Consider the following 18,985-nt stretch of genomic DNA (forward strand, 5'->3'; position numbering starts at 1 on the left):
CCGATTACGTCACGTTTCGGCGGTACCCACATCGCTCGCCTGCTCGGCGCTACCCAGGTTGGTGAAGGCCGCCCTGGCCACGGCGAGCGCGGCCTCGTACTGGGCGACGAGCTTGTCATAGCTCGTCGTGAGCCCTGTGTGGGCCTGGCTGAACACACCGTGAAGCTGCATGGCCGCGTCCCACTCGCCCATGTGCGCGGGTGCGACCGTGCCGTGCGTCTTGAAATGCTGCGCCGTGCCGGCCTTGTAGCCCCTCAGCTGCTCGATATCGTCTTCGAGCGCCTTGAGGAGGTTCTTGACGGACGGGTGATGGACGTCGACCCCGTCCTTGTCCTCGTCGCCGGGCCAGCTGCCATCGATGTAGAAGATGGAATAGCCGCCGCCGCCGCCGCTGTCCTGCATATTCATCCCCTAAGCCTTCAGGCCGCCCTGCCTGCGTTCATCGCTCTGCCAGGGCGGTCTGCTACCGGGAGTTCACTGGATTTCGCCGCGCCTCAGCGGCCGTCGAACATGGCGACGTTGGCCTTCTCGGTGGCGGCGAAGTTCTCGTGGCCAAGCTCGATGACGGCGCCGAGCTGGCTCAGCAGGGCGGCCATGCGAGCGGACGCGCCGTCCCACGTGGCGCGCGCGGTGTAGTAGGCAGTGCGCGCGTCGCCCTCCCACTCGCCGAGCAGGCGGTCGAGGTTGGTCTCGAGGTCCTGGAGCGAGCCTTCCATCGCCTGCCACTGCCGGGCGAAGTCCTGGCGGCCCGTGGTCATCGAGCCGAAGTTGACCAGCGTACGGTCGACGTCGTTGTTGATACCAGCCATGATGATCTCCGTTCGTTCGAGGCGGGCCGGTCAGGCGTTGATGCTGCCGGTGAGACGGTGCGCGACCGCAGCCTGATCGACTTCCGTCTGGCGGTAACGGGTCTCCGCGGCGTGGAGCTTCCTGGCAAGCTCCTGGAGCTCACGCAGTACGACGTTGAGTTCGGTGTTCCAGCTGTTGAACACGGACTCGAACGCCATGCCCGACTGGCCGCCCCAGCCCGCGCGCAGTTCCGCCACGTGACCGTGAAGCTGGGTCTGGATGCTGGCGATGAACGTGTGGGCCTCGTCCGTCTTCTTCGCCGACTCGACGATCTGGGGGAGCGCTGCTGCCGTCTGCTGCTGGCCCACTGGTACCTCCAAGGAGTGTGGCCTGGCCCTGTCGCGGTAGCCCACACTGCGAAACGCATCATGCGCCCCCGCGATGCTGATCAACACAAACACTAGGATCATCCGCCACATCGCGGACAGATGTCGCATTGCGAGTCAGTAACATTTTTTCGTACCACTGGCCAACAATGACATCACGGCTTCAACGCGTCCGTATGGCTGATCGGCACGGGAGTTCTGGCCGCGGCGACGTCCAGCGCAGGGCCTTCGGGGATGAGGTGCCAGACGCCCGCCGGAAGCGGCGCGACCTTGGTGCCGTCGTAGCCGAGCTTCTGCAGCAGTTCGGCGGAGGCGAGGGGGAACTTGCGTCCCTGGTCGGTCACCAGTGCGTAGTTCTGCACCGCGCCGAGCTGGCCCTCACCCGGCAACAGGCCCGCGAGCACCGCGCCGCCCGGCGGCAGGATCACCTGGTCGAAGTGCTCCTGGTCGGCCCCGGCGTTCGGCGGCACCGGGATGCGGATGCGGCTGCCGATCGTCAGGCGGGCGCGGGTGGATCCCTTGGCCGTGTCCGAATAGACGGTGCACAGCGGCGAGGCGGGATCCGGCGTCGCGATCTTCGGCATCGTGGCGGGCATGCCCGCTGTGGCCAGCGACGTCCGGGATTGCGGGAACGCGTTCGCCCGGGCCGCGTCGACCACGATCGGCACGACCCGGTACCTGCCGTACGCCGCCTTGCTCGCCGGATCCTCCAAAAGCAACGTGGCCTGGGTCTGGGAGATCACGGCCAGGCCGTCGTGCATCAGCACGTACCAGCGTGCCTCGCCCCCCGTCACCGCCGGCACGGTGTACACGCGGCCGACCGCCGAGGCGCGGCCGTCCGGCCCGGTGACCTTCCGCCCGAGAGCGGGGATCCGGGGAGAACGGAAGTCGGGCCCGATGGGCAGCGCGTTGAGCCAGCTCGAAGGGATCTGGCGAGGCGGCGCGGCCGTGAGCGCCCGGGCCCCCGTGTCCGAGACCCGCATCCGGCGGTCCGCCAGGATCACCCAGGACTGCTGCCCGTCATCGGCGATCATGGCGTCGCCGCCGAACGGCCTGCCGCCGACGTCCGTGCCCCCGATCATCGAGACGTACGGCTTGCGCGTCCCGGACGGGTCCACGGTCTCGGCCACGCAGACCGACCAGGGGCCGCGCACCAGCTTCTCCGGCGCCGGCAGGGTCTCGGGCGCGCCCGGAATGCCCACCAGCGTGCCCCGGGTGAAGCCCGCGAGCGACGCCGCCGACACCGTGCGCACCGTCACGTCCGGGGTGTCGAGCAGCAGGCGGGCCGAGGTGTAGTTGGCGACCGGGATCAGCTTGGCCTCCTGCTCGCTGTAGACGAACGTCGCGCCGGTCTCCTCCTCGACGATCAGCGTGCCGGGCGCGGTCAGCGAGGTCGCGCCCCCCGGCTTGAGCAGCCCGTAGATGCCGAAGCAGGCCGTGACGAGGATCGCCACCAGCACGCCGCAGAACATGGCGACGTTGTGCCTGCGCATGGGGGACTCCGGGACGTCGGGCTCCCCCTGCAGAAGGGCCATGCCCAGACGCTGCATCATCAGCCGGTGGGCCTGGTAAAGATCACGACGGGTCTGCATGCCACCTCAGCCTTGCCTGGCGGGTCAACGCCGACAGCATAGAAGCGTGTGCGCGAACGGGGGCCTTCAGCCTGAGACCGACCTGCCTTGAGGGCTGGTCAAGCTGAAAGGTGAGGGTTGACGGCTTTCTGTACGGTTCAGCGGCTGCTGGGTTAGTCTGCCGTTTCACAGGCTGATCAAGACCTGGCCGCTGGGAGACGGGGGCGGGAGTGAGCGAGCAACGAGGTTTCGAGGCCCTGCTGAACGCCGGAGGTTCGGACTCGGCGGCGGCCGGGGATGGCGCGTTCGGCTCGGCGGCGGGCGCGTCGGTCGCCGGAGGGCCGTACACGGTTTCGGGCGACGGTTCCTCAGGGACCAATGGCGACGTGGTGAGCACGTCGGGTCCGTACGACGGCGGTCCCACGGGCTTCCAAGGGGATGGCCCCATGGTGTCGGTGCCGCAGGTGGACGGTCCACTCGGGGCGATGCCGCACGTGGACGGCGCCGGCCTGGACGGCTTCGGCGTGCACGTGATGCGCCCGACCGCCGGCCCCGATTCGGTGGACTCGGTGGACCCGCAAGGGGCCGGGCCGGACACCTTCGTCCTCGGGCCGCACGGGCAGATCGGCGACCCGGGTGGTCCGACGACCGAATTCGGCGGGCCGTTCGCCGGGCCGGACGGGCAGGTCTATCAGAACCTCACCGGGCCTGGTCAGCCCTTCGGTTCGGGGGACCCGACCTCCACGGGAGATCCCGTCGGCACGGACCCGGTGTACAGCGTGCCCGACACGACGATCCCCAACGGGAGCGACCTGAGCGGTGGCCCGTTCGGCAACGACCCGAGTGGCGGTCCGTACGGCGTGGATCCGATCGTGACGGATCCGACGGTGTCGGACCCGAATGTCATGGATCCGATCGTGACGGACCCGAATGTGACGGACCCGATCGTCACGGATCCGAATGTGACCGATCCGATCGTCACGGATCCGAATGTGACGGACCCGAATGTGACCGATCCGATCGTCACGGACCCGAATGTGACGGACCCGAATGTCACGGATCCGATCGTGACAGACCCGATCGCGACGGATCCGAATGTGACGGACCCGAATGTGACGGACCCGAATGCGACGGACCCCAACATTCCAGTGCCGAGCATTCCTAGCGTCACCGATCCTTCCGTGACCAATCCATCGGGTGACCCCAGCGGCGTCTCGCTGCCTCAGGTGCCGAGCGGAGGAGCGGGGGGCGGGGGTTCTCAGATACCGAACATTCCGAGCTCCGGGACCGGCTCTCCCACGATTCCCGGCATACCGAACACGGGAAACAACGGTGGTTCGACGAATACGGGTGCGGCGAATACCAAAGACCCCAGCAAGACGCGAAAAGTGAAGCACGACGCCGTCAAGAATCTCGGCACCAATATTTACCGAGATGTCGGCGGCCGGGCGGAGACGGTCAAGAAGCAGCCCGAGAACAACCATATCGGCTGGCTGGACTGCGGGCCGGTCGGCATGCCCATTTCGGGTAAGCACGGTGAGGTGTGTGCGGGGTCGGCGCGATATATCGAAGCGGTACGTGGCCAGATGGAGGTCTGGAAGGACGATCTGGTGCTCTCGGGTAAGAGGTGGGAGCTCACCAACCAGGACATCGCCGCGCATGCCGAGGCGCTGAAGAAGGAGATGAAGTGAGCTACGAGGGCTGGGAGTACGGATATGTCACCGGGCTTCTCGGAGCTATCGCATATTGCGTGGTGAATCCAGTGAGAGGCCGTATGATCGGGCTCTCCATCGCGGGCGCCAGTTCCAAACCCAGTAGCCTGACCGGGGCAGGGGACAAATGGGATGAGACATCCCAGGGAATAGGCGAGATAGGCGCGCAACTCAAGAAGCACATGGACGACGTGCCCCTGGAAGATTGGACGGCGGCGGACGTCGAGGCCCTCAGAAGCTCGGTGCAACTCGTGCTCAGCAACCTCAATGAGGGCTCGGGCGTGCACGCCGACGCCGCCAAGATCATGCACGGGCTCGGCAAGCTCTCCTTCTATGGCGCGTTGCTGTCGGGGACGGCCGGGGTCGTTCTCACCGCTCTGACGATCTACACGCTCGCCACCCGCGGCATTCCTGGCGTCAACGTGGCCACGCAGGCGTCATCGGAGCTCGTCGCGACCGGCACCCAGCTGAGCGTCAAGGGGATGGTGATGAAGTACGGGGCGGTCGCCGCCGGCGCCATGATGGTGTTCTCCCTCGTGACCGGCAAGCAGTCCGAGCTCGAGGCCCAGATCGCGGCCATGAAGACCCAGGGCGACGCGGTGAAGCAGGTCCGCATCCCGCTCTCCAATAACTCGCCGGGCAGCAACCTCACGCTGGACGGCTCCACCGGCGCGAATCCCTACGGCACCGGCACGGATCCGTACGGTACCGGCACGAATTCCTACGGCACCGGTACGGACCCCTACGGCACCGGCCAGGTGCCGGCCGCCACTTGACCTGTTAGGCGGCGCGCCCGACCGGAGAGCCCCCGATCAGAAGGCAGCCGGGCGAAGGGCCGTCACCGCGTCCTCGATCAGGGCTGCAGGCGGCGGCGGATCTGGTCGAGGTCGGACATCACTTCCTCGAACGTGTGGTTGTAGGCGGCCTCGGCCTGCTTCACCTGGGCGAGGGCGGCCTCCGGGTCGCTCAGGAGCTTCATGGGGTTGTCCTCCACGCCGAACATCTCTTCCATGAGCTCGTTGGTCTGGCGTGCGAGGTCGCCCACCGCCTCCTGGACCGTGGTCTTGATGAGGGCCGCCAGATCCACCGACGCCAGGCGCATGGCGCGCGGGTTCAGCTGAAGCTCGTGCAGCCCCTGCCCGGTGTACTCGACGGTCACGAGCCCGTCCTTGTCCTGGGCGCGGCCGACCAGTTCCGCCGTGCGGCGCTGGAGCTCCTCGACCTGGGCGAGCTGCTGCTGCGCTCCGCTCAGCAGCTTGTCGATGTCGATGTTCCCGAAGTCGCCGAACTCGGTCACGTGACCTTCACCTTCCGTCGCCCTTGTGGCAAAGCCGGCCCCGAAGGAACCCTACAACCATCGTGATCTCGGCGGCATCGAGCGTGAACGCCGACCATCCCTGATCTGACCGGTCTTCCAGGGGAAGATGAACAAACAGCCCAGAGCCATCATTCGGGTCGGAAGTGCTGGTAGGACATCACTGGCGACAACGGATCATGGAGGGCGCAAGGTGCAGGAGAGGTACGTCACCTCAGAGGCCATCAAGAGCATCATCAAGGAGATCAACGAAGATGTGATCCCCGCCATCAAGGAGTGGCGTGCTCTGGTGGACAGCACCGACGTCCCCGACCTCGGCCTGCCGGGCGGCCTCGGGAACTCGCTCCCCGGCTGGATGTCGATCCCCGGGTGGGGGGTGGTCGGCGAGGTGGTGATCGGAGTGCGATACCACCGGCTCCAGGATGATGTTCGGGACAAGTTCACCGAGGCGATCTCCGTCCTGGAGACCTGGACGCACCAGCTCGACACGGCCCAGCGCAACTGGCGTACGGCCGAAGATCAGTCCACGGCCGTGTACGTCTAGTCCCGGTTCGCTCGCGGCGATGTCTCCGCGACCTTCCCCGCCACCGATCGCGTCAGTGACACCAGGAGCCTAGAAGATCATGCCGTCCGGACCATACGGACCGTCTCTCAAGACGGCCGGCGGCAGCGCGCTGTCGGTCCTGAACGACCTGCGCAAGGCCGCCTTGCTGTCCCGGCCGTTGCTGGTGGGCAGCGCCCTCGCGGCCACCGCCGTCGCCAACGTCCCCGGCATGGCGAACGCGTACAACAACTGGGAGTCCATCCACTCCCGCCTGGACACGGCGATCAAGAGCTACATCCGCAACCTGGGTGACAAGGGCAAGGACGGCTGGATCGCCAAAGACCACGACGCGTACGTGGACGCGGTCGAGCGCTACCAGGAGGCCATGGAGAGCCTGCGCGCCTACGTGAAGGCCATCGCGGGGATCGTGGACGAGCTTGGCGACGCCTACCGCGCCTACTGGGTGTCCCTGGGCAGGGTCGTGGCGGTCCTGTCGGTCAATCTGCCGATCGCCGCCGCGATGCTCGCGACGCCGTACGCGCCCGCCGGCTACGCGCGCCTGGAGGCGCTGGGGCTGCTGGCCAACGGTGCCATCGCGTTGGCGACGAGCCTGCTCGCGAAGGTGGTGGCCTCCGTGGCCGGCGGCATGTCGGTCTATTTCGCCGGCAAGGCGTTCGCCCAGATGTTCAATCTGGCCCCCACGGGCGATGCCAAGATCGACTTCAGGAAGGCGATGATCGACACTCAGGGGTCGCCGTCGTTCCAGGAGCCGCCGGCGTCGGCCCCAGGAGGGCCACCGCTCCTGCCCCCCTCCCAGGGTTTCGAATGGGTCGAGCCCAAGAAGAACAAGCCAGAGCCCTACCAGCCGTGAACTCGACCGATCGAAAGGAGCGGCGGTGTTCGATCCGGACGGCTTCCGGCTCGAGGACCTCGAGCGAGTCGCCGAGCAGAGCGAGGAGGCGCTCCGGCGCCTCAGTGGCGTGTTCGGTGATCTCCGGGACGTCACGGGCGAGGGAACGGCGGCCGGTGGGCTGGTGAGGGCGGTCGTTGACGGAGGCGGCCGCATCGGGGAGGTGACGCTCGACCCCCGGGTCATGCGGCTGGACAGCCGGTCGATCGCGGAGGCCGTGACCGAGGCCGTGCGCGCCGCCCAGCAGGACGCCCAGCGCAAGAACGAGGAGTTGCTACGCGACGCCATGGGCGGCGACGCGCCATCGTTGGACCCGGCCGGCACCGAGGCGTGGCTGAAGGACGTCACCGACGCCATGGGCGCCCCTTGGCCGCACGAGGGATAAGAACCCGACCGGGCGCTCCTGCGGGTGATATCGAGTCGATCATGAACTCCCCGTAGCCCGGCGGCTTTGTGGACAGGCGCCCTCTGACGCGATTTCCGCACATGAGGCGGCCCGTAATGGGTTCAGGTGAGGGCGCGAGGGGATTGCCCATTTTCTGGTAGGGAAACCGTGTAGTCTCGATCATGCCGAGTGGTACCGCTCGAACATGTGTACCACTCGGTCGTGACCGATGGACCGGCGGGGGTCACGGGTGAGCGTCGGCGCTCCCGTGGGCGGCCGCCTCGCGACACGGGGGGCTCATGTCATTTCCATCCGCGGAAGATCCGGGCGGCCAAGACCTTACAGGGACCGCGGCCGACCCGGTGTTCACGTTCCCTGTTCCCGATGAGTACCCCGGCCCGGCGTACCCGGCGTACCCGGCGGACCCGTTCAGGATCCCGCGACCCGGCGAACTGCGGGCCCCGGCCGACCCGTTCCCGGTGCCCGGCGCGTCGCTTCCGCCGGGGACCACGGGTGGTCCCGGTCTTCCGCCGTTCCCGAGCGCCAAGCCCGGCACGGCGGAGGGCGGGGGGCCGGTGGTCGATGTGTCGCACATGGGGCTCAGGGATCTCGGCAGGCTCTTCGACGGGCAGGGTGAGGACATCGCCGGAGCGATCGGTGCGGCGATGAAGCAGCTCATGGCCATCGGCGACTTCTGGGGTGACGACGAGGCGGGCCGCGCGTTCTACGAGGGCAAGGACGGCAAGGCCGGGTACGGCACCAGGGCCGCCGAGTTGGACACCGACCTCCACGCGCTCGCCACCGCCTACACCCGCATAGGCGACCGTCTGGTCATGATGGTGAAGAACCTGCAGCTCACCGAATGGGCGTCGATCGCCGAGTCGCTGGAGGCCGGGAAGTGAGGCTCGGCCGCTCGATGCTCTATCCCGCCGGAGGGGCGGGCATCGTCGGCTTCGTGGCGTGGACGATCCTGTCCGAGTGGCCGGAGGGCGACCCGGAGGGGGCGCGCGACGCGGCGACCGTGTGGCGGGCGCTCGCGACGAAGATCGACACCAACACCGTCACGACGGACGCCGCCGCCACGGCGGTGTGGACGCATCACCCGAGCCAGGGGTCCGAGGCCTTCCGTGAGTTCTGGAGGGCCGACGGGACCGCCGCGTCGCCGAAGGGCGTCTCGGCCGTCCCCCCGGCCATGTCGGCCTACTGCCGGAGGATGGCCGAGGCCTGCGAGGGGTACGCGGAGGCCGTCGAGCAGGCGCGGCAGGCCCTGCGGGTGATGGCCGTGACCAGCTACGCGCAGCTCATGCTCGCAGCCTCCTGGCCGTGGATCGGCGCGCAGGGCGCGGCGCTGACCAAGTGGCTGGTCGACCGGCTCTACAAGAAGGTGCAGGCGCAGTTCCTGCTCAAGCTGCTCGAGACCACGATCATGAAGATCGTCGTGGAGAAGCTCGCCGGCTACACGGTCGGCAGCGCCATCTTCGCCCTCGGGGACGAGGCGATCGCGGTCGGCACCAAGGTGGCCTTCGGCGAGGACCTCGGCTCGTTCGAGGAGAACGCCTCCTCGACGCTGAAGGACTTCGCCGCCTGCCTGGTCTTCTTCGGCGTGTGGGACCTCACCAAGCTCGGGCCCATGCGCAAGGTCTTCCGCGACAACGACTTGGGGGACTTCGCCTCCTTCTACGCCGGGTCCAGCGCCTACACCGTGGCCTACAACCTGGAGAACGGGAAGCAGGGCACGGACGTGCTGCCGACGCCGAGCCAGCTCATCTCCAAGCTCCTGATCGGCACGTCCCAGCGCGGCAAGGACCCCGGCTACCCGACCACCCCGGCCCCCAAGCCCTAGACGACGGCTACCCGGCCAGGCCGCGGATCCAGGAGTAGAGGTCCAGGAGTCCGAGGGCCAAGGGGAACAGGGCGACGATGAGGATGAACTCCACGATGTCCCCCGCCCTGCCCCAGAAGGGCGTCGGACGCCGCTGGGGCAGGAGCAGGCCCATGCCTGCGCCGACGGCCGCTAGCGCGATGAGGCCGGGGACGACGAGGAGGGCGGCGAGCGGGCTCGTCAGGGACATCGCCACCAGCAAGCCGACGAGTCCGGCCGTACCGGTGCCGAGCAGCCATACGCGCTGGCCGACGCCGAGGAAGACGCGGGCGCGGATCAGCACGGCCAGCGCCAGCGCCACCTGCATCCCTCTGCCCGTCCAGTCGGAGCCGCCGAGCAGGAGGAGTTCGGCGACCAGCGCGACCAGGGCGACGCCCGCGGCGAGGCCGGTGGCGAACCGCTCCGCCTCGACGGCACGCTTCTTCACGTCGGGCCCGTCGAGTTCCTGGTTGTCGGCGCGCAGCTCCTCGGCGTTCCGCGGGGCCGACGGCAGGGGCAGCCGGGCGAGGCGGAAGGAGAGCGTCGGGATCAGCGGCGTGCAGGCCAGGACGACCGCGGCCATCAGCGCCGCCACGCCAGAGGGCGGCGGGTGCCAGATCATGACGATCGCCGCGCCGGCGGCGCCGGCCATCGAGGCGAGCATGACGCCGAAGAAGTTCGGCAGGCCCTCGGCGACGGCCCAGCCGGCGACGGTCGCGGCCAGCGCCGTCATGGCGAAGGCGGCGAGGAGGCTGGGGGCGCCGAACGACAGCATGCCCACGTCCTTGGCGGGGGCGAGCAGCCCGGCCAGGAAGGCGTACGGCAGGGAGGTGTAGCCGATGACCGCGCCGGCGGCGGCGTCGCCGAGGGCGCGGGAGAGCGCCGCGCCGGCCCCGATGAGCATGAAGGCGAGCACGCCCGACATGATCATGGTGATCGTCCAGGGCGGTCCGGCCGCGGTCAGCGCGAGCGCGCCGGCGATGAGGAACGCCACGGCGATGCCGAGGCCGGTCGCCCGGGTGTGCCGGGCCTGCCACCGGCCCGACCTCTCCTTGATCCCGGTGGCGATGGTGTCGGCCACGTCGTCGAAGACGGCCTCGGGCAGCTCGGAGGGGCGCGGCAGCAGGTAGAGGACCTCGCCGTCGCGGATGCCGAGGGCGTTCATGCTGGCGTCCAGGTCCAGGCCCCGCCCGCCGACCCGCTGGAGCACCCAGCCGGTGGTCGACAGCACGCTCTCGTCGCCGTCCTCGCCGGCGGTGGCCAGCACGTTCGGCAGCACGTGCGCGAGTGGCAGGTCTGCGGGGATGGCCAGGTCGATCCTCTTGCGCGGGGTCACGATCGTGACCCTGGTCATCGCTATGGCGGATCCCGGCGTGCGCAGGACGGCCGCCTTGGGCGTCCCGTTCATGACATCGAGCGCGGCTCCCGGCGCCCCAGGGCCGGCCGGGCCGCCCGGGCCGCGCATGGGGGGTCCCGCCATCGGGTTCAGCGTCACAGCGACTCCATTGAGATCACGCGAATACCGTAGCGGGATGACATGAAGGACGAGGGTGGACATGTCCATGTTTCTGGGGCGGTCAGCGTTTCTGGGGACTCGGCCGGCTGAGTGATCGAGGTTCGCTACGGTTAGCGGGTCGGTGCGGAGATCTCTGGAACCGCACCGGTGCGGAGCCCCGTGGACCGCGGGAGGTTCCGGGGGACAGGTCCTCGCGAATATGGAGCGACGTGGGCATAGTCGTTGTCCGGCGACCCGAACGCCGGCCGCCGCCGGCACCGCCGCGCGGCGAGATCCTGCTGGAGTCGCCACCGGAGATCCCCGAGACCATGTCCGGGGGGTTCACGCAGGTGCTGACCTTCCTGCCGATGGTGGCCGGCGGGGCCGCGATGGCCCTGATGTTCACCGGAGGCGGCGGCGGCAACCCGATCATGTACGTGGCGAGCGGCATGTTCGCCCTGTCCATGGTGGGCATGAGCATGAGCCAGCTCGGCCGGGCCTCCGGCGAGCGCAAGATGCGGCTCAACGGCCTGCGGCGCGACTACTTCCGCTACCTGTCCCAGACGCGCCAGAAGGTGCGCAGGGCGGTCCGCCAGCAGCGCGAGGCCCTCAACTGGAACGGCCCCGACCCCGACTCGCTGTGGGCGGTCGCCATGGGGCCGCGCCTGTGGGAACGGCGTCCCCGCGACGGTGACTTCGCCACGGTGCGGGTCGGAACGGGCACCCAGCGCCTCGCGGTCCAGCTCATCCCGCCGGACGCCAAGCCGGTGGAGGACCTCGACGCCATGTCGGCGGGGGCGCTGCGCCGCTTCATCCGGGCCCACTCCACCGTGGACGACCTGCCGATCGCGATGGCGCTGCACTCCTTCGCCCGCATCCTGCCCACGGGCGACCCGGCCGCCATCCGCGACCTGGTCCGGGCGCTGGTCGGGCAGCTCTCGGTGTTCCACTCCCCGGACGACATGCGGGTGGCCGTGTGCGCCAGCAAGGAGTGGATGGCGCAGTGGGAATGGGTCAAGTGGCTGCCGCACGCCCTGCATCCTGAGGAGTTCGACGCCGCGGGTCCGGTGCGGCTCATGACCGACGACCTGCGCGACCTCGACCGGCTGCTGGGCGGCGAGCTCAAGGACCGCGGCCGGTTTAGGCAGGGCGCCTCGATGGAGTCGCTGCCGTACCACGTGGTGATCGTGGACGGCGGCCACATCCCGCACGACTCCCAGCTCGGCGCGGACGCCATCCAGGGCGTCACCGTCATCGACCTGAGCGGCTCGACCGCGTTCACCGAGGAGGGGATCACGCTCCGGCTGGAGGTGCTCCCCGACCGGTTCAACCGCGTGCAGGTCGACCACGCCGGCAAGGAGATCGTCACCGGGCTCGGCCGCCCCGACCGGCTGTCCTTCCTCCAGGCGGACGGCCTGGCCCGCCAGCTCGCGCCGCTGCGCGCCTCCACGGCCAAGAGCGGCGACAGCCAGGACGTCCTGTCCACCAACATGACGCTCACCGACCTGCTCGGGGTGCCCGACGCCCGCCATCTGGACGTCCCGGGGCTGTGGCGTCCGCGCGCGCCGCGTAACCGCTTCCGCGTGCCGATCGGCCTGGGCGCCGACGGGCGCATGGTCGAGCTGGACATCAAGGAGTCCGCCCAGGGCGGCATGGGGCCGCACGGCCTGATCATCGGCGCGACCGGCTCCGGCAAGAGCGAGCTGGTGCGCACCCTGGTGCTCGGGCTCGCGGCCACCCACTCCTCGGAGATCCTCAACTTCGTCCTGGTCGACTTCAAGGGCGGCGCGACGTTCCTCGGCATGGAGTCGCTGCCGCACGTCTCCGCGGTGATCACCAACCTGGAGGACGAGCTCCCGCTGGTCGACCGCATGTACGACGCACTGCACGGCGAGATGGTGCGGCGCCAGGAGCTGCTGCGTGCCTCGGGCAACTACGCCTCGCTGCGCGACTACGAGCGGGCCAGGGAGCAGGGCGCCGACCTGCGGCCGCTGCCGACGCTGTTCGTCGTGCTGGACGAGTTCAGCGAGCTGCTGTCGGCCAAGCCCGAGTTCATCGACCTGTTCGTGATGATCGGCCGGCTGGGCCGGTCTCTTGGAGTGCACCTGCTGCTCGCGTCCCAGCGGCTGGAGGAGGGCCGGCTGCGCGGCCTGGACACCCACCTGTCGTACCGGATCGGCCTGCGGACGTTCTCGGCCATGGAGAGCCGGGTCGTGCTGGGCGTCGCCGACGCCTACGAGCTGCCCTCGGCCCCGGGCAACGGTTACCTGAAGTTCGACACCAGCGGGATGACCAGGTTCAAGGCCGCCTACGTCTCAGGCCCGTACGCGGTGGAGGCCCGCCAGGAACGTCGCGCCTCCACCGACCAGCGGCAGGTCGTCTTGTACAGCCCGGCCTACGTGCCGCTGCCCGCCCCTCCGCCGGAGCCCGACCCCCGGCCGGAGCCCACGGTGGTCGGCAGGGACAGCCTGCTCGACATCATGGTGCGCCAGTTCGAGGGGTACGGGCCGCCCGCGCACCGCATCTGGCTGCCGCCGCTGGCCGAGCCGCTGACGCTGAGCCACCTGCTTCCGCCGCTGAGCATCACGCCCGAGCACGGCCTGACCACCGCCGGGTGGGCCGGGCGCGGCAAGCTGCGCGCCGTGCTCGGCATCGTGGACCGTCCGTTCGAGCAGCGGCGCGACCCGCTCGGGGTCGACCTTTCCGGCGCGGCCGGCCACCTGGCCGTCGTCGGGTCGCCGCAGAGCGGCAAGAGCACGATCCTGCGGACGCTGATCGCCGGGCTCGCGCTCACCCACACCCCGCGTGAGGTGCAGTTCTACTGCCTGGACTTCGGCGGCGGCACGCTGGCCTCGCTGGAGGGACTGCCGCACGTGGGCGGCGTGGCCAACCGGCTCGACAGCGACCGGGTGCGCCGCACCGTCGCCGAGGTGACCGCCCTGCTGCAGGAGCGGGAACGCGAGTTCGCCGAGCGCGGCATCGACTCGATCGCGACCTACCGGCGCCAGATCGCCGAGGGCCAGATCACCGGCAACCGGTACGGGGACGTCTTCCTCGTCGTGGACGGCTGGCTCACGGTGCGGCAGGAGTTCGACTCGCTGGAGCCCACCATCACCGACCTGGCCGCCCGGGGGTTGGGGTACGGCATCCACATCGTGGCCGCGACCAACAAGTGGTCGGAGTTCCGGCCCGGCATCCGCGACCTGTTCGGCTCCCGGCTGGAGCTGCGCCTGGGTGACGCCTACGAGTCGGAGGTCAACCGCAAGACGGCGATGGGCGTGCCGGAGGGCGTGCCCGGCCGTGGCCTGACCCGCGAGGGACTGCACTTCCTCAGCGCCCTGCCCCGCATCGACGGCGTCCGGACCGCCGATGACCTCACGGTGGGCGTCCGGGCCCTGGTCGACAGCGTCAGGGAGGCATGGCACGGCCAGCCGGCCCCGCGGGTGCGGCTGCTGCCGGCCGTGCTGCCGGTGGACGCCCTGCCCGCCGTGGAGGAGTCCGGGTCGCGCATTCCCATCGGCATCGACGAGGCCACGCTGTCGCCGGTCTGGGCGGAGTTCGACAGCGACCCGCACCTCACGGTCATCGGCGACACCGAGAGCGGCAAGTCCAACCTGCTGCGGCTGGTCGCCGAGGGGATCGTCGCGCGGCACGCCCCCTCCGAGGCGCGGCTCATCGTCATCGACTACCGCCGCTCGCTGCTGGACGCCGCCTACACCGAGCACCGCATCGGGTACGCGGCCTCCAGCACCGCGGCGGCCGAGATGGTCGCCGAGGCCAGGGAGGCGCTGGTCAAGCGGCTCCCGCCGGCCGATCTCACCCCCGACCAACTGCGGGCGCGCAACTGGTGGAAGGGCGCCGACCTGTATTTCATCGTCGACGACTACGACCTGGTGGCGACCGGCAACAACCCCCTGGCCGCGCTGCTGGACCTGCTGCCGCAGGCCCGGGACATCGGCGTGCACCTGGTGCTGTCCCGCGCGATGGGCGGGGCGGGACGCGCGATGTTCGACCCGGTCATGCAGCGGCTGAAGGACATGGCCAGCCCGGCCGTCATCCTGTCGGGCGATCGGGACGAGGGCATGCTGTTCGGCGTGCGGCCGCACCCGCTGCCGCCGGGCCGGGCGTACTACGTCGACCGGCGGTTCGGCTCCCGCCTCATCCAGACCGCGTTCCTCCCCCCGTCCGAGCCGGCGACCCCGGAGGGCTGAGCATTTTCCTCGCCTGTTCCGAGCCCGTGATCAGGCCAGCCCGATATGATCGCTTTCTGGTGGTTCTGGGCGGACGGTGGGACGGGCGCCTGAACGAGGCCGCACGAATGGACCTGGCCGACGGCGGAGGGAGCCGGCCCCGGTGACTCTGGATTTGAACACCGACGCGCTCGCCAAGCTCCGCGAAGCGGTGAACAAGCAGGCGGGACGGCTCGCGTCCCTCGGCGACGACTTCCCCGCCAAGGACGGCGCGAGCTCCAAGATGTTCGGCACGCTGGCCGGCGCGGGGGAGCTGGCCACCGAGATCGGCACGGTGGAGGAGCACGTCGCCGACGAGGTCGGCACGGTGAAGAGCCGCCTCGACGGGGTGGAGCGCGCCCTGGACCTCGTCGAGCGCAACGTCAAGAAGGCCGAGCACGCCACCACCGAGAGCGTCCCCTCCGTGCCGACCTCGACGGCCGGGGGCGACGGCGGATGGTCGGGTTCGGGCGGCGGCGGGCAGGCCATCCCGTTCACCGTGACGGGCCACGGCACCGGCGCCGACATCGTGGCCGCCGCCAGGAGCCACCTCGGCGCCCCCTACGTCTGGGGCGCGGACGGGCCGAACGCCTTCGACTGCAGCGGCCTGGTCCACGTCGCCCTGAACGAGGCCGGCATCGAGATCGGCGACGCCACCGCCGCGGGCTACCAGGCGAGCGGGCATCTGATCACGGGCCCGCCGCAGCCGGGTGACATCGTGTTCTTCGGCGACCCGCCGAGCCACTGCGGCATCTACATCGGCGACGGAAAGATGATCAACGCGCCGCACACGGGCGACGTGGTCAAGGTCCAGGACGTCGCCGGAGGCAAGTCGCCCATCACCTTCCGGCGCTTCTCGTGAGCCGCCGGAGGACGGGAGCGGTGATCCGTTGAGCGACATCGACGCCGTGGCGGCGCTGCCGGGTGGCGGCGCGCTGGCCGCGCTGGCGCGCAAGGTCGAAGGCGACCCGCAGGCCATCCGCGACATCGCCAAGCGCTGGCGTACGGCCGGCGCCGGCATCGCCGAGCGGGTCGACGCCCTCGATGTCTCCCTGTCGAGGGTCGACGCCGCGTGGAAGGGCGACTCGGCCGATGCCTTCGTGGCGTACATGGGGCGGTACGGCGGCGCGAGCGACGCCCTGCACACCGCGCTGACCAACTGCGCCGACTGCCTCGACAACGCCGCCGACGCCGTGGAGACGGCGAAGAACAACGTCAAAAACGAGTGCGCCGGCCTGCTGGAGTGGGCGAGGGAGCTGCGCCGGATCAATCCGGACGCCACGGAGGAGGAACTCGACGAGGCCATCACCACCGAGGCCGGCACCCGCGCCGGGCTGGCCCAGAGGTACGTCGACACGGCGGAGGGCATCCTGTCCACGGCGAAGAGCGACATCGTCAAGCATCTCGGCGAGGCCACGCCCGAGTTCGCGGACATCCCGCCGGCCGGCGAGAACTCGGCGTTCGTCGAGAAGAGCACCGACGGCAAAGAGTGGGTCCCGACGTCGAAGAGCGAGTACGACGCGTACTTCAACCGGGGCACCTACAGCGACGCCGCGCAGGCGAGCTCCGGCGGCCAGGGGTGGTTCGGCGGGTACGGCCCCAGTGGCGCGCCGCCGCCCGGCGGCGGTCCCGCGCCCAAGGGGCAGGTCGCGGGGTGGATCCAGCAGGCGATCGAGATCCTCAAGGCCCAGGGCTATCCCGTCGAGAAGATGAACGTCAACGACATCTGGATGATCATCCAGCACGAGTCGGGCGGGAACCCGCAGGCGATCAACACCTGGGACTCCAACGCGGCGGCGGGGCATCCGTCCAAGGGACTCATGCAGACCATCGACCCCACGTTCGACCGCTGGTCGCTCCCCGGGCACCGGAACATCTACGACCCGGTGGACAACATCATCGCCGGCGTGCGGTACGCCATCGAGCGCTATGGGTCCGTCTCGAACGTCCCGGGCGTGATCGGCACCAAGGACGGCACCGGCTACCGGGGCTACTGAGGCCGCTGCCCTAACATCACGTATCTTCCGGAAGAAGTCTTCCCGAAAATCTGGCGTAAACCGGATTTCCTATCATGTGTAGGGTTCGGTCGACCAGGCGATACGGGAGGGCCCAGGTTTGGCACGACAAGAGCGATCACCTTGGGCCGGGAACGTCACGGACGTGGTGCCCATCGTCCTGAAGAGGCGCGAGGACGACTTCCTGCACCAGCACGAGGTCCTCACCGGCGTGCTGAAGGACACGGTGGCGACCCTGGAGGGGCTGGGCCCCTTCTGGGGCGACGACGAGCACGGCCGCACCTTCTACGAGGGCACCGCGGGCAGGAAGGGCTTCCACGCGGCCATGCGGGAGATCGTTCAGCACGTCGGGAACATCACGACCGCGTACCAGCGCATCGGAGAGAACGTGGCGCAGGCCGGGGCGAACCTCGAGACGGCCGAATGGGCCGGAGTGGCGCTGCTCGCGCAGGTCGTCTACGAAGGCGGCCTCGCCGTCCCCACCACCAAGGCCGAGGTCAGGTGAGCCCTTCCCTCGCCGGGCTCGCTGCCCCCTTCGCCGCCTTCGGCAGGGTCGCCGGCAAGCATCCCGTCGCCACCACCGCGACCGCGGCCACCGTGACCCACGCGGCGTTCGTCACGGCGGTGCTGGCCGTCGATTGGCCCGAAGGCGATCCGGACGGGCTCCGGTCGGCCGCCGACGCGCTGGACCAGCTGGCCAAGAAGATCGACGACGGTCTCGTCGAGGCGGACGAGGCGGCCCGGCTGGTCTGGATGGACCACTCGGGACCGGGCGTCGAGGCGTTCAAGAACATGTGGCGGGGCACCGGCTCCGCCCCGTCCGCCTCCCAGCGGCCGGACGGCTTCTCCGGGTACCCGCCCGACGTCGCCGACTACAGCCGCCGGGTCGCCGCCGCGTGCCGGGCGTACGCGGACAACATCGAGACGATCAGGCACGTGCTGGTCGTGATGGCGATCCAGGCGTGGGTCAACATGCTGTTCACCACGATGTACGCCTGGCCCACCGCGGGGCTGGGAACACTCGCCGAGCGGGCGGTGCAGAAGTACTTCACGTCACTGGCCCAGTCACAGCTCAAGATCTTCGGGCTGAGCGTCCAGAAGGTCGTCGAGGGCGCCTTCTACTACACGATCGACAGCGTCGCCTACGCCGGGATCCAGCAGGTGCTCAAGGCGGGCGTCTACGCCGCCTCCGGAGTGCGCAAGGACCAGAACGGCAAGGACGTGCTCTCGTTCAGCACCAACGCGGTCGAGTTCGCGCAGGGCTTCGGCGCCAACATGGCGTTCAACGCCGCCGGCGACGCGGGCAAGCTGCTGCCGTTCGTCACCAAGAACCGGTGGTGGGACTTCGTCCGGCGCATGGGCGGCTCGGCCACCTACAGCATCGTCGACAACTTCGAGCAGAACCCGACCGAAAACCCCGTGCCCACCGACTGGGACACCTGGATCGGCAAAATCCTCATCCACGGCACCCGAGCCATCAAACCGTCGGCGTAGCACCATCACCGGACGGCCTGTCCGCGTCCAGGGCACCCGAGCCATCAAACCGTCGGCGTAGCACCATCACCGGACGGCCTGTCCGCGTCCAGGGCACCCGAGCCATCAAACCGTCGGCGTGGCACATCACCCGACGGCCTCTACTGGTTCGCGGCATGCGGGCCATCAAGCCGTCCGCGTAGCAGCGTGGTGATCGGCCGTCTTCGCCGGGTGGCCGCTCCCTCTCCACCACGTACGGTGCTCAGGCATCGGCGCCGCGACGGCGAGAAGGAGGACGGT

General features: G+C 69.6%; 18 protein-coding genes. 12 read left to right on the top strand and 6 right to left on the bottom strand.

Annotated features, from left to right (window positions below; genetic code table 11):
• Positions 1 to 9 precede the first annotated feature (9 nt).
• The 4 genes from MYF83_RS15400 to eccB all read right to left on the bottom strand — a co-directional run bounded on the left by MYF83_RS15400 (position 10) and on the right by eccB (position 2,767).
• The gene (locus tag MYF83_RS15400) at positions 10 to 408 is read right to left on the bottom strand and encodes a hypothetical protein (RefSeq protein ID WP_248961027.1); all 399 of its coding nucleotides are present in this window, start codon (positions 406 to 408) and stop codon (positions 10 to 12) included.
• Between the two features lie 86 nt (positions 409 to 494).
• Entirely contained in the window at positions 495 to 809 is a 315-nt protein-coding gene (locus MYF83_RS15405; protein ID WP_248961028.1) for a WXG100 family type VII secretion target, read from the bottom strand.
• A 30-nt stretch (positions 810 to 839) separates the two neighbouring features.
• On the bottom strand, positions 840 to 1,157 hold the full coding sequence (locus tag MYF83_RS15410) for a WXG100 family type VII secretion target (RefSeq protein ID WP_248961029.1): 318 nt from the start codon (positions 1,155 to 1,157) through the stop codon (positions 840 to 842).
• Between the two features lie 173 nt (positions 1,158 to 1,330).
• Entirely contained in the window at positions 1,331 to 2,767 is a 1,437-nt protein-coding gene (gene eccB / locus MYF83_RS15415; protein ID WP_248961030.1) for a type VII secretion protein EccB, read from the bottom strand.
• 209 nt (positions 2,768 to 2,976) lie between these two features.
• Between eccB and MYF83_RS15420 the strand changes: the two genes are divergently transcribed.
• Both MYF83_RS15420 and MYF83_RS15425 read left to right on the top strand, forming a co-directional pair.
• On the top strand, positions 2,977 to 4,437 hold the full coding sequence (locus MYF83_RS15420) for a hypothetical protein (protein ID WP_248961031.1): 1,461 nt from the start codon (positions 2,977 to 2,979) through the stop codon (positions 4,435 to 4,437).
• The gene (locus MYF83_RS15425; protein ID WP_248961032.1) at positions 4,434 to 5,234 is read left to right on the top strand and encodes a hypothetical protein; all 801 of its coding nucleotides are present in this window, start codon (positions 4,434 to 4,436) and stop codon (positions 5,232 to 5,234) included. Before MYF83_RS15420 ends, MYF83_RS15425 begins: the two co-directional genes overlap by 4 nt.
• Before the next feature lie 77 nt (positions 5,235 to 5,311).
• On the opposite strand, the gene MYF83_RS15430 is transcribed toward MYF83_RS15425, so the two are convergent.
• Positions 5,312 to 5,755, bottom strand: coding sequence for a YbaB/EbfC family nucleoid-associated protein (locus MYF83_RS15430; protein WP_248961033.1), 444 nt, complete (start codon positions 5,753 to 5,755; stop codon positions 5,312 to 5,314).
• A 211-nt stretch (positions 5,756 to 5,966) separates the two neighbouring features.
• On the opposite strand from MYF83_RS15430, the gene MYF83_RS15435 reads away from it, so the two are divergent.
• The 5 genes from MYF83_RS15435 (at position 5,967) to MYF83_RS15455 (ending at position 9,455) form a co-directional block, all read left to right on the top strand.
• The gene (locus tag MYF83_RS15435; protein WP_248961034.1) at positions 5,967 to 6,317 is read left to right on the top strand and encodes a hypothetical protein; all 351 of its coding nucleotides are present in this window, start codon (positions 5,967 to 5,969) and stop codon (positions 6,315 to 6,317) included.
• A gap of 79 nt (positions 6,318 to 6,396) precedes the next feature.
• Positions 6,397 to 7,188, top strand: a complete 792-nt coding sequence (locus tag MYF83_RS15440) for a hypothetical protein (RefSeq protein ID WP_248961035.1) — start codon at positions 6,397 to 6,399, stop codon at positions 7,186 to 7,188.
• 25 nt (positions 7,189 to 7,213) lie between these two features.
• A complete protein-coding gene (locus MYF83_RS15445; protein ID WP_248961036.1) occupies positions 7,214 to 7,612 on the top strand; it encodes a YbaB/EbfC family nucleoid-associated protein in 399 nt (132 codons plus the stop codon).
• A gap of 299 nt (positions 7,613 to 7,911) precedes the next feature.
• Positions 7,912 to 8,514: a hypothetical protein gene (locus tag MYF83_RS15450; protein WP_248961037.1), complete on the top strand. Its 603-nt coding sequence runs from the start codon at positions 7,912 to 7,914 to the stop codon at positions 8,512 to 8,514.
• Positions 8,511 to 9,455: a WXG100-like domain-containing protein gene (locus MYF83_RS15455; RefSeq protein WP_248961038.1), complete on the top strand. Its 945-nt coding sequence runs from the start codon at positions 8,511 to 8,513 to the stop codon at positions 9,453 to 9,455. Before MYF83_RS15450 ends, MYF83_RS15455 begins: the two co-directional genes overlap by 4 nt.
• 7 nt (positions 9,456 to 9,462) lie before the next feature.
• Here MYF83_RS15455 and eccD read toward each other — a convergent pair whose 3' ends face one another.
• Positions 9,463 to 10,968 carry a type VII secretion integral membrane protein EccD gene (gene eccD, locus MYF83_RS15460; protein ID WP_248961039.1) on the bottom strand — a complete coding sequence of 502 codons (1,506 nt, stop codon included), beginning with the start codon at positions 10,966 to 10,968 and terminating at the stop codon, positions 9,463 to 9,465.
• Positions 10,969 to 11,198: 230 nt separating this feature from the next.
• Here eccD and eccCa point away from each other — a divergent pair, with 230 nt between their 5' ends.
• From eccCa to MYF83_RS15485, 5 genes are all read left to right on the top strand, one after another.
• A complete protein-coding gene (gene eccCa / locus MYF83_RS15465; RefSeq protein WP_248961040.1) occupies positions 11,199 to 15,179 on the top strand; it encodes a type VII secretion protein EccCa in 3,981 nt (1,326 codons plus the stop codon).
• A gap of 142 nt (positions 15,180 to 15,321) precedes the next feature.
• Positions 15,322 to 16,059, top strand: a complete 738-nt coding sequence (locus tag MYF83_RS15470) for a C40 family peptidase (protein ID WP_248961041.1) — start codon at positions 15,322 to 15,324, stop codon at positions 16,057 to 16,059.
• A gap of 28 nt (positions 16,060 to 16,087) precedes the next feature.
• Positions 16,088 to 17,194, top strand: a complete 1,107-nt coding sequence (locus MYF83_RS15475; RefSeq protein ID WP_248961042.1) for a WXG100 family type VII secretion target — start codon at positions 16,088 to 16,090, stop codon at positions 17,192 to 17,194.
• A 163-nt stretch (positions 17,195 to 17,357) separates the two neighbouring features.
• Positions 17,358 to 17,717, top strand: a complete 360-nt coding sequence (locus MYF83_RS15480; protein ID WP_248961043.1) for a hypothetical protein — start codon at positions 17,358 to 17,360, stop codon at positions 17,715 to 17,717.
• Positions 17,714 to 18,706, top strand: a complete 993-nt coding sequence (locus MYF83_RS15485) for a WXG100-like domain-containing protein (protein WP_248961044.1) — start codon at positions 17,714 to 17,716, stop codon at positions 18,704 to 18,706. The genes MYF83_RS15480 and MYF83_RS15485 overlap by 4 nt, the downstream gene beginning before the upstream one ends.
• Positions 18,707 to 18,985 lie beyond the last annotated feature (279 nt).

Origin of the sequence: Sphaerisporangium perillae, assembly GCF_023276435.1 — a bacterium.
Classification (GTDB): domain Bacteria; phylum Actinomycetota; class Actinomycetes; order Streptosporangiales; family Streptosporangiaceae; genus Sphaerisporangium; species Sphaerisporangium perillae.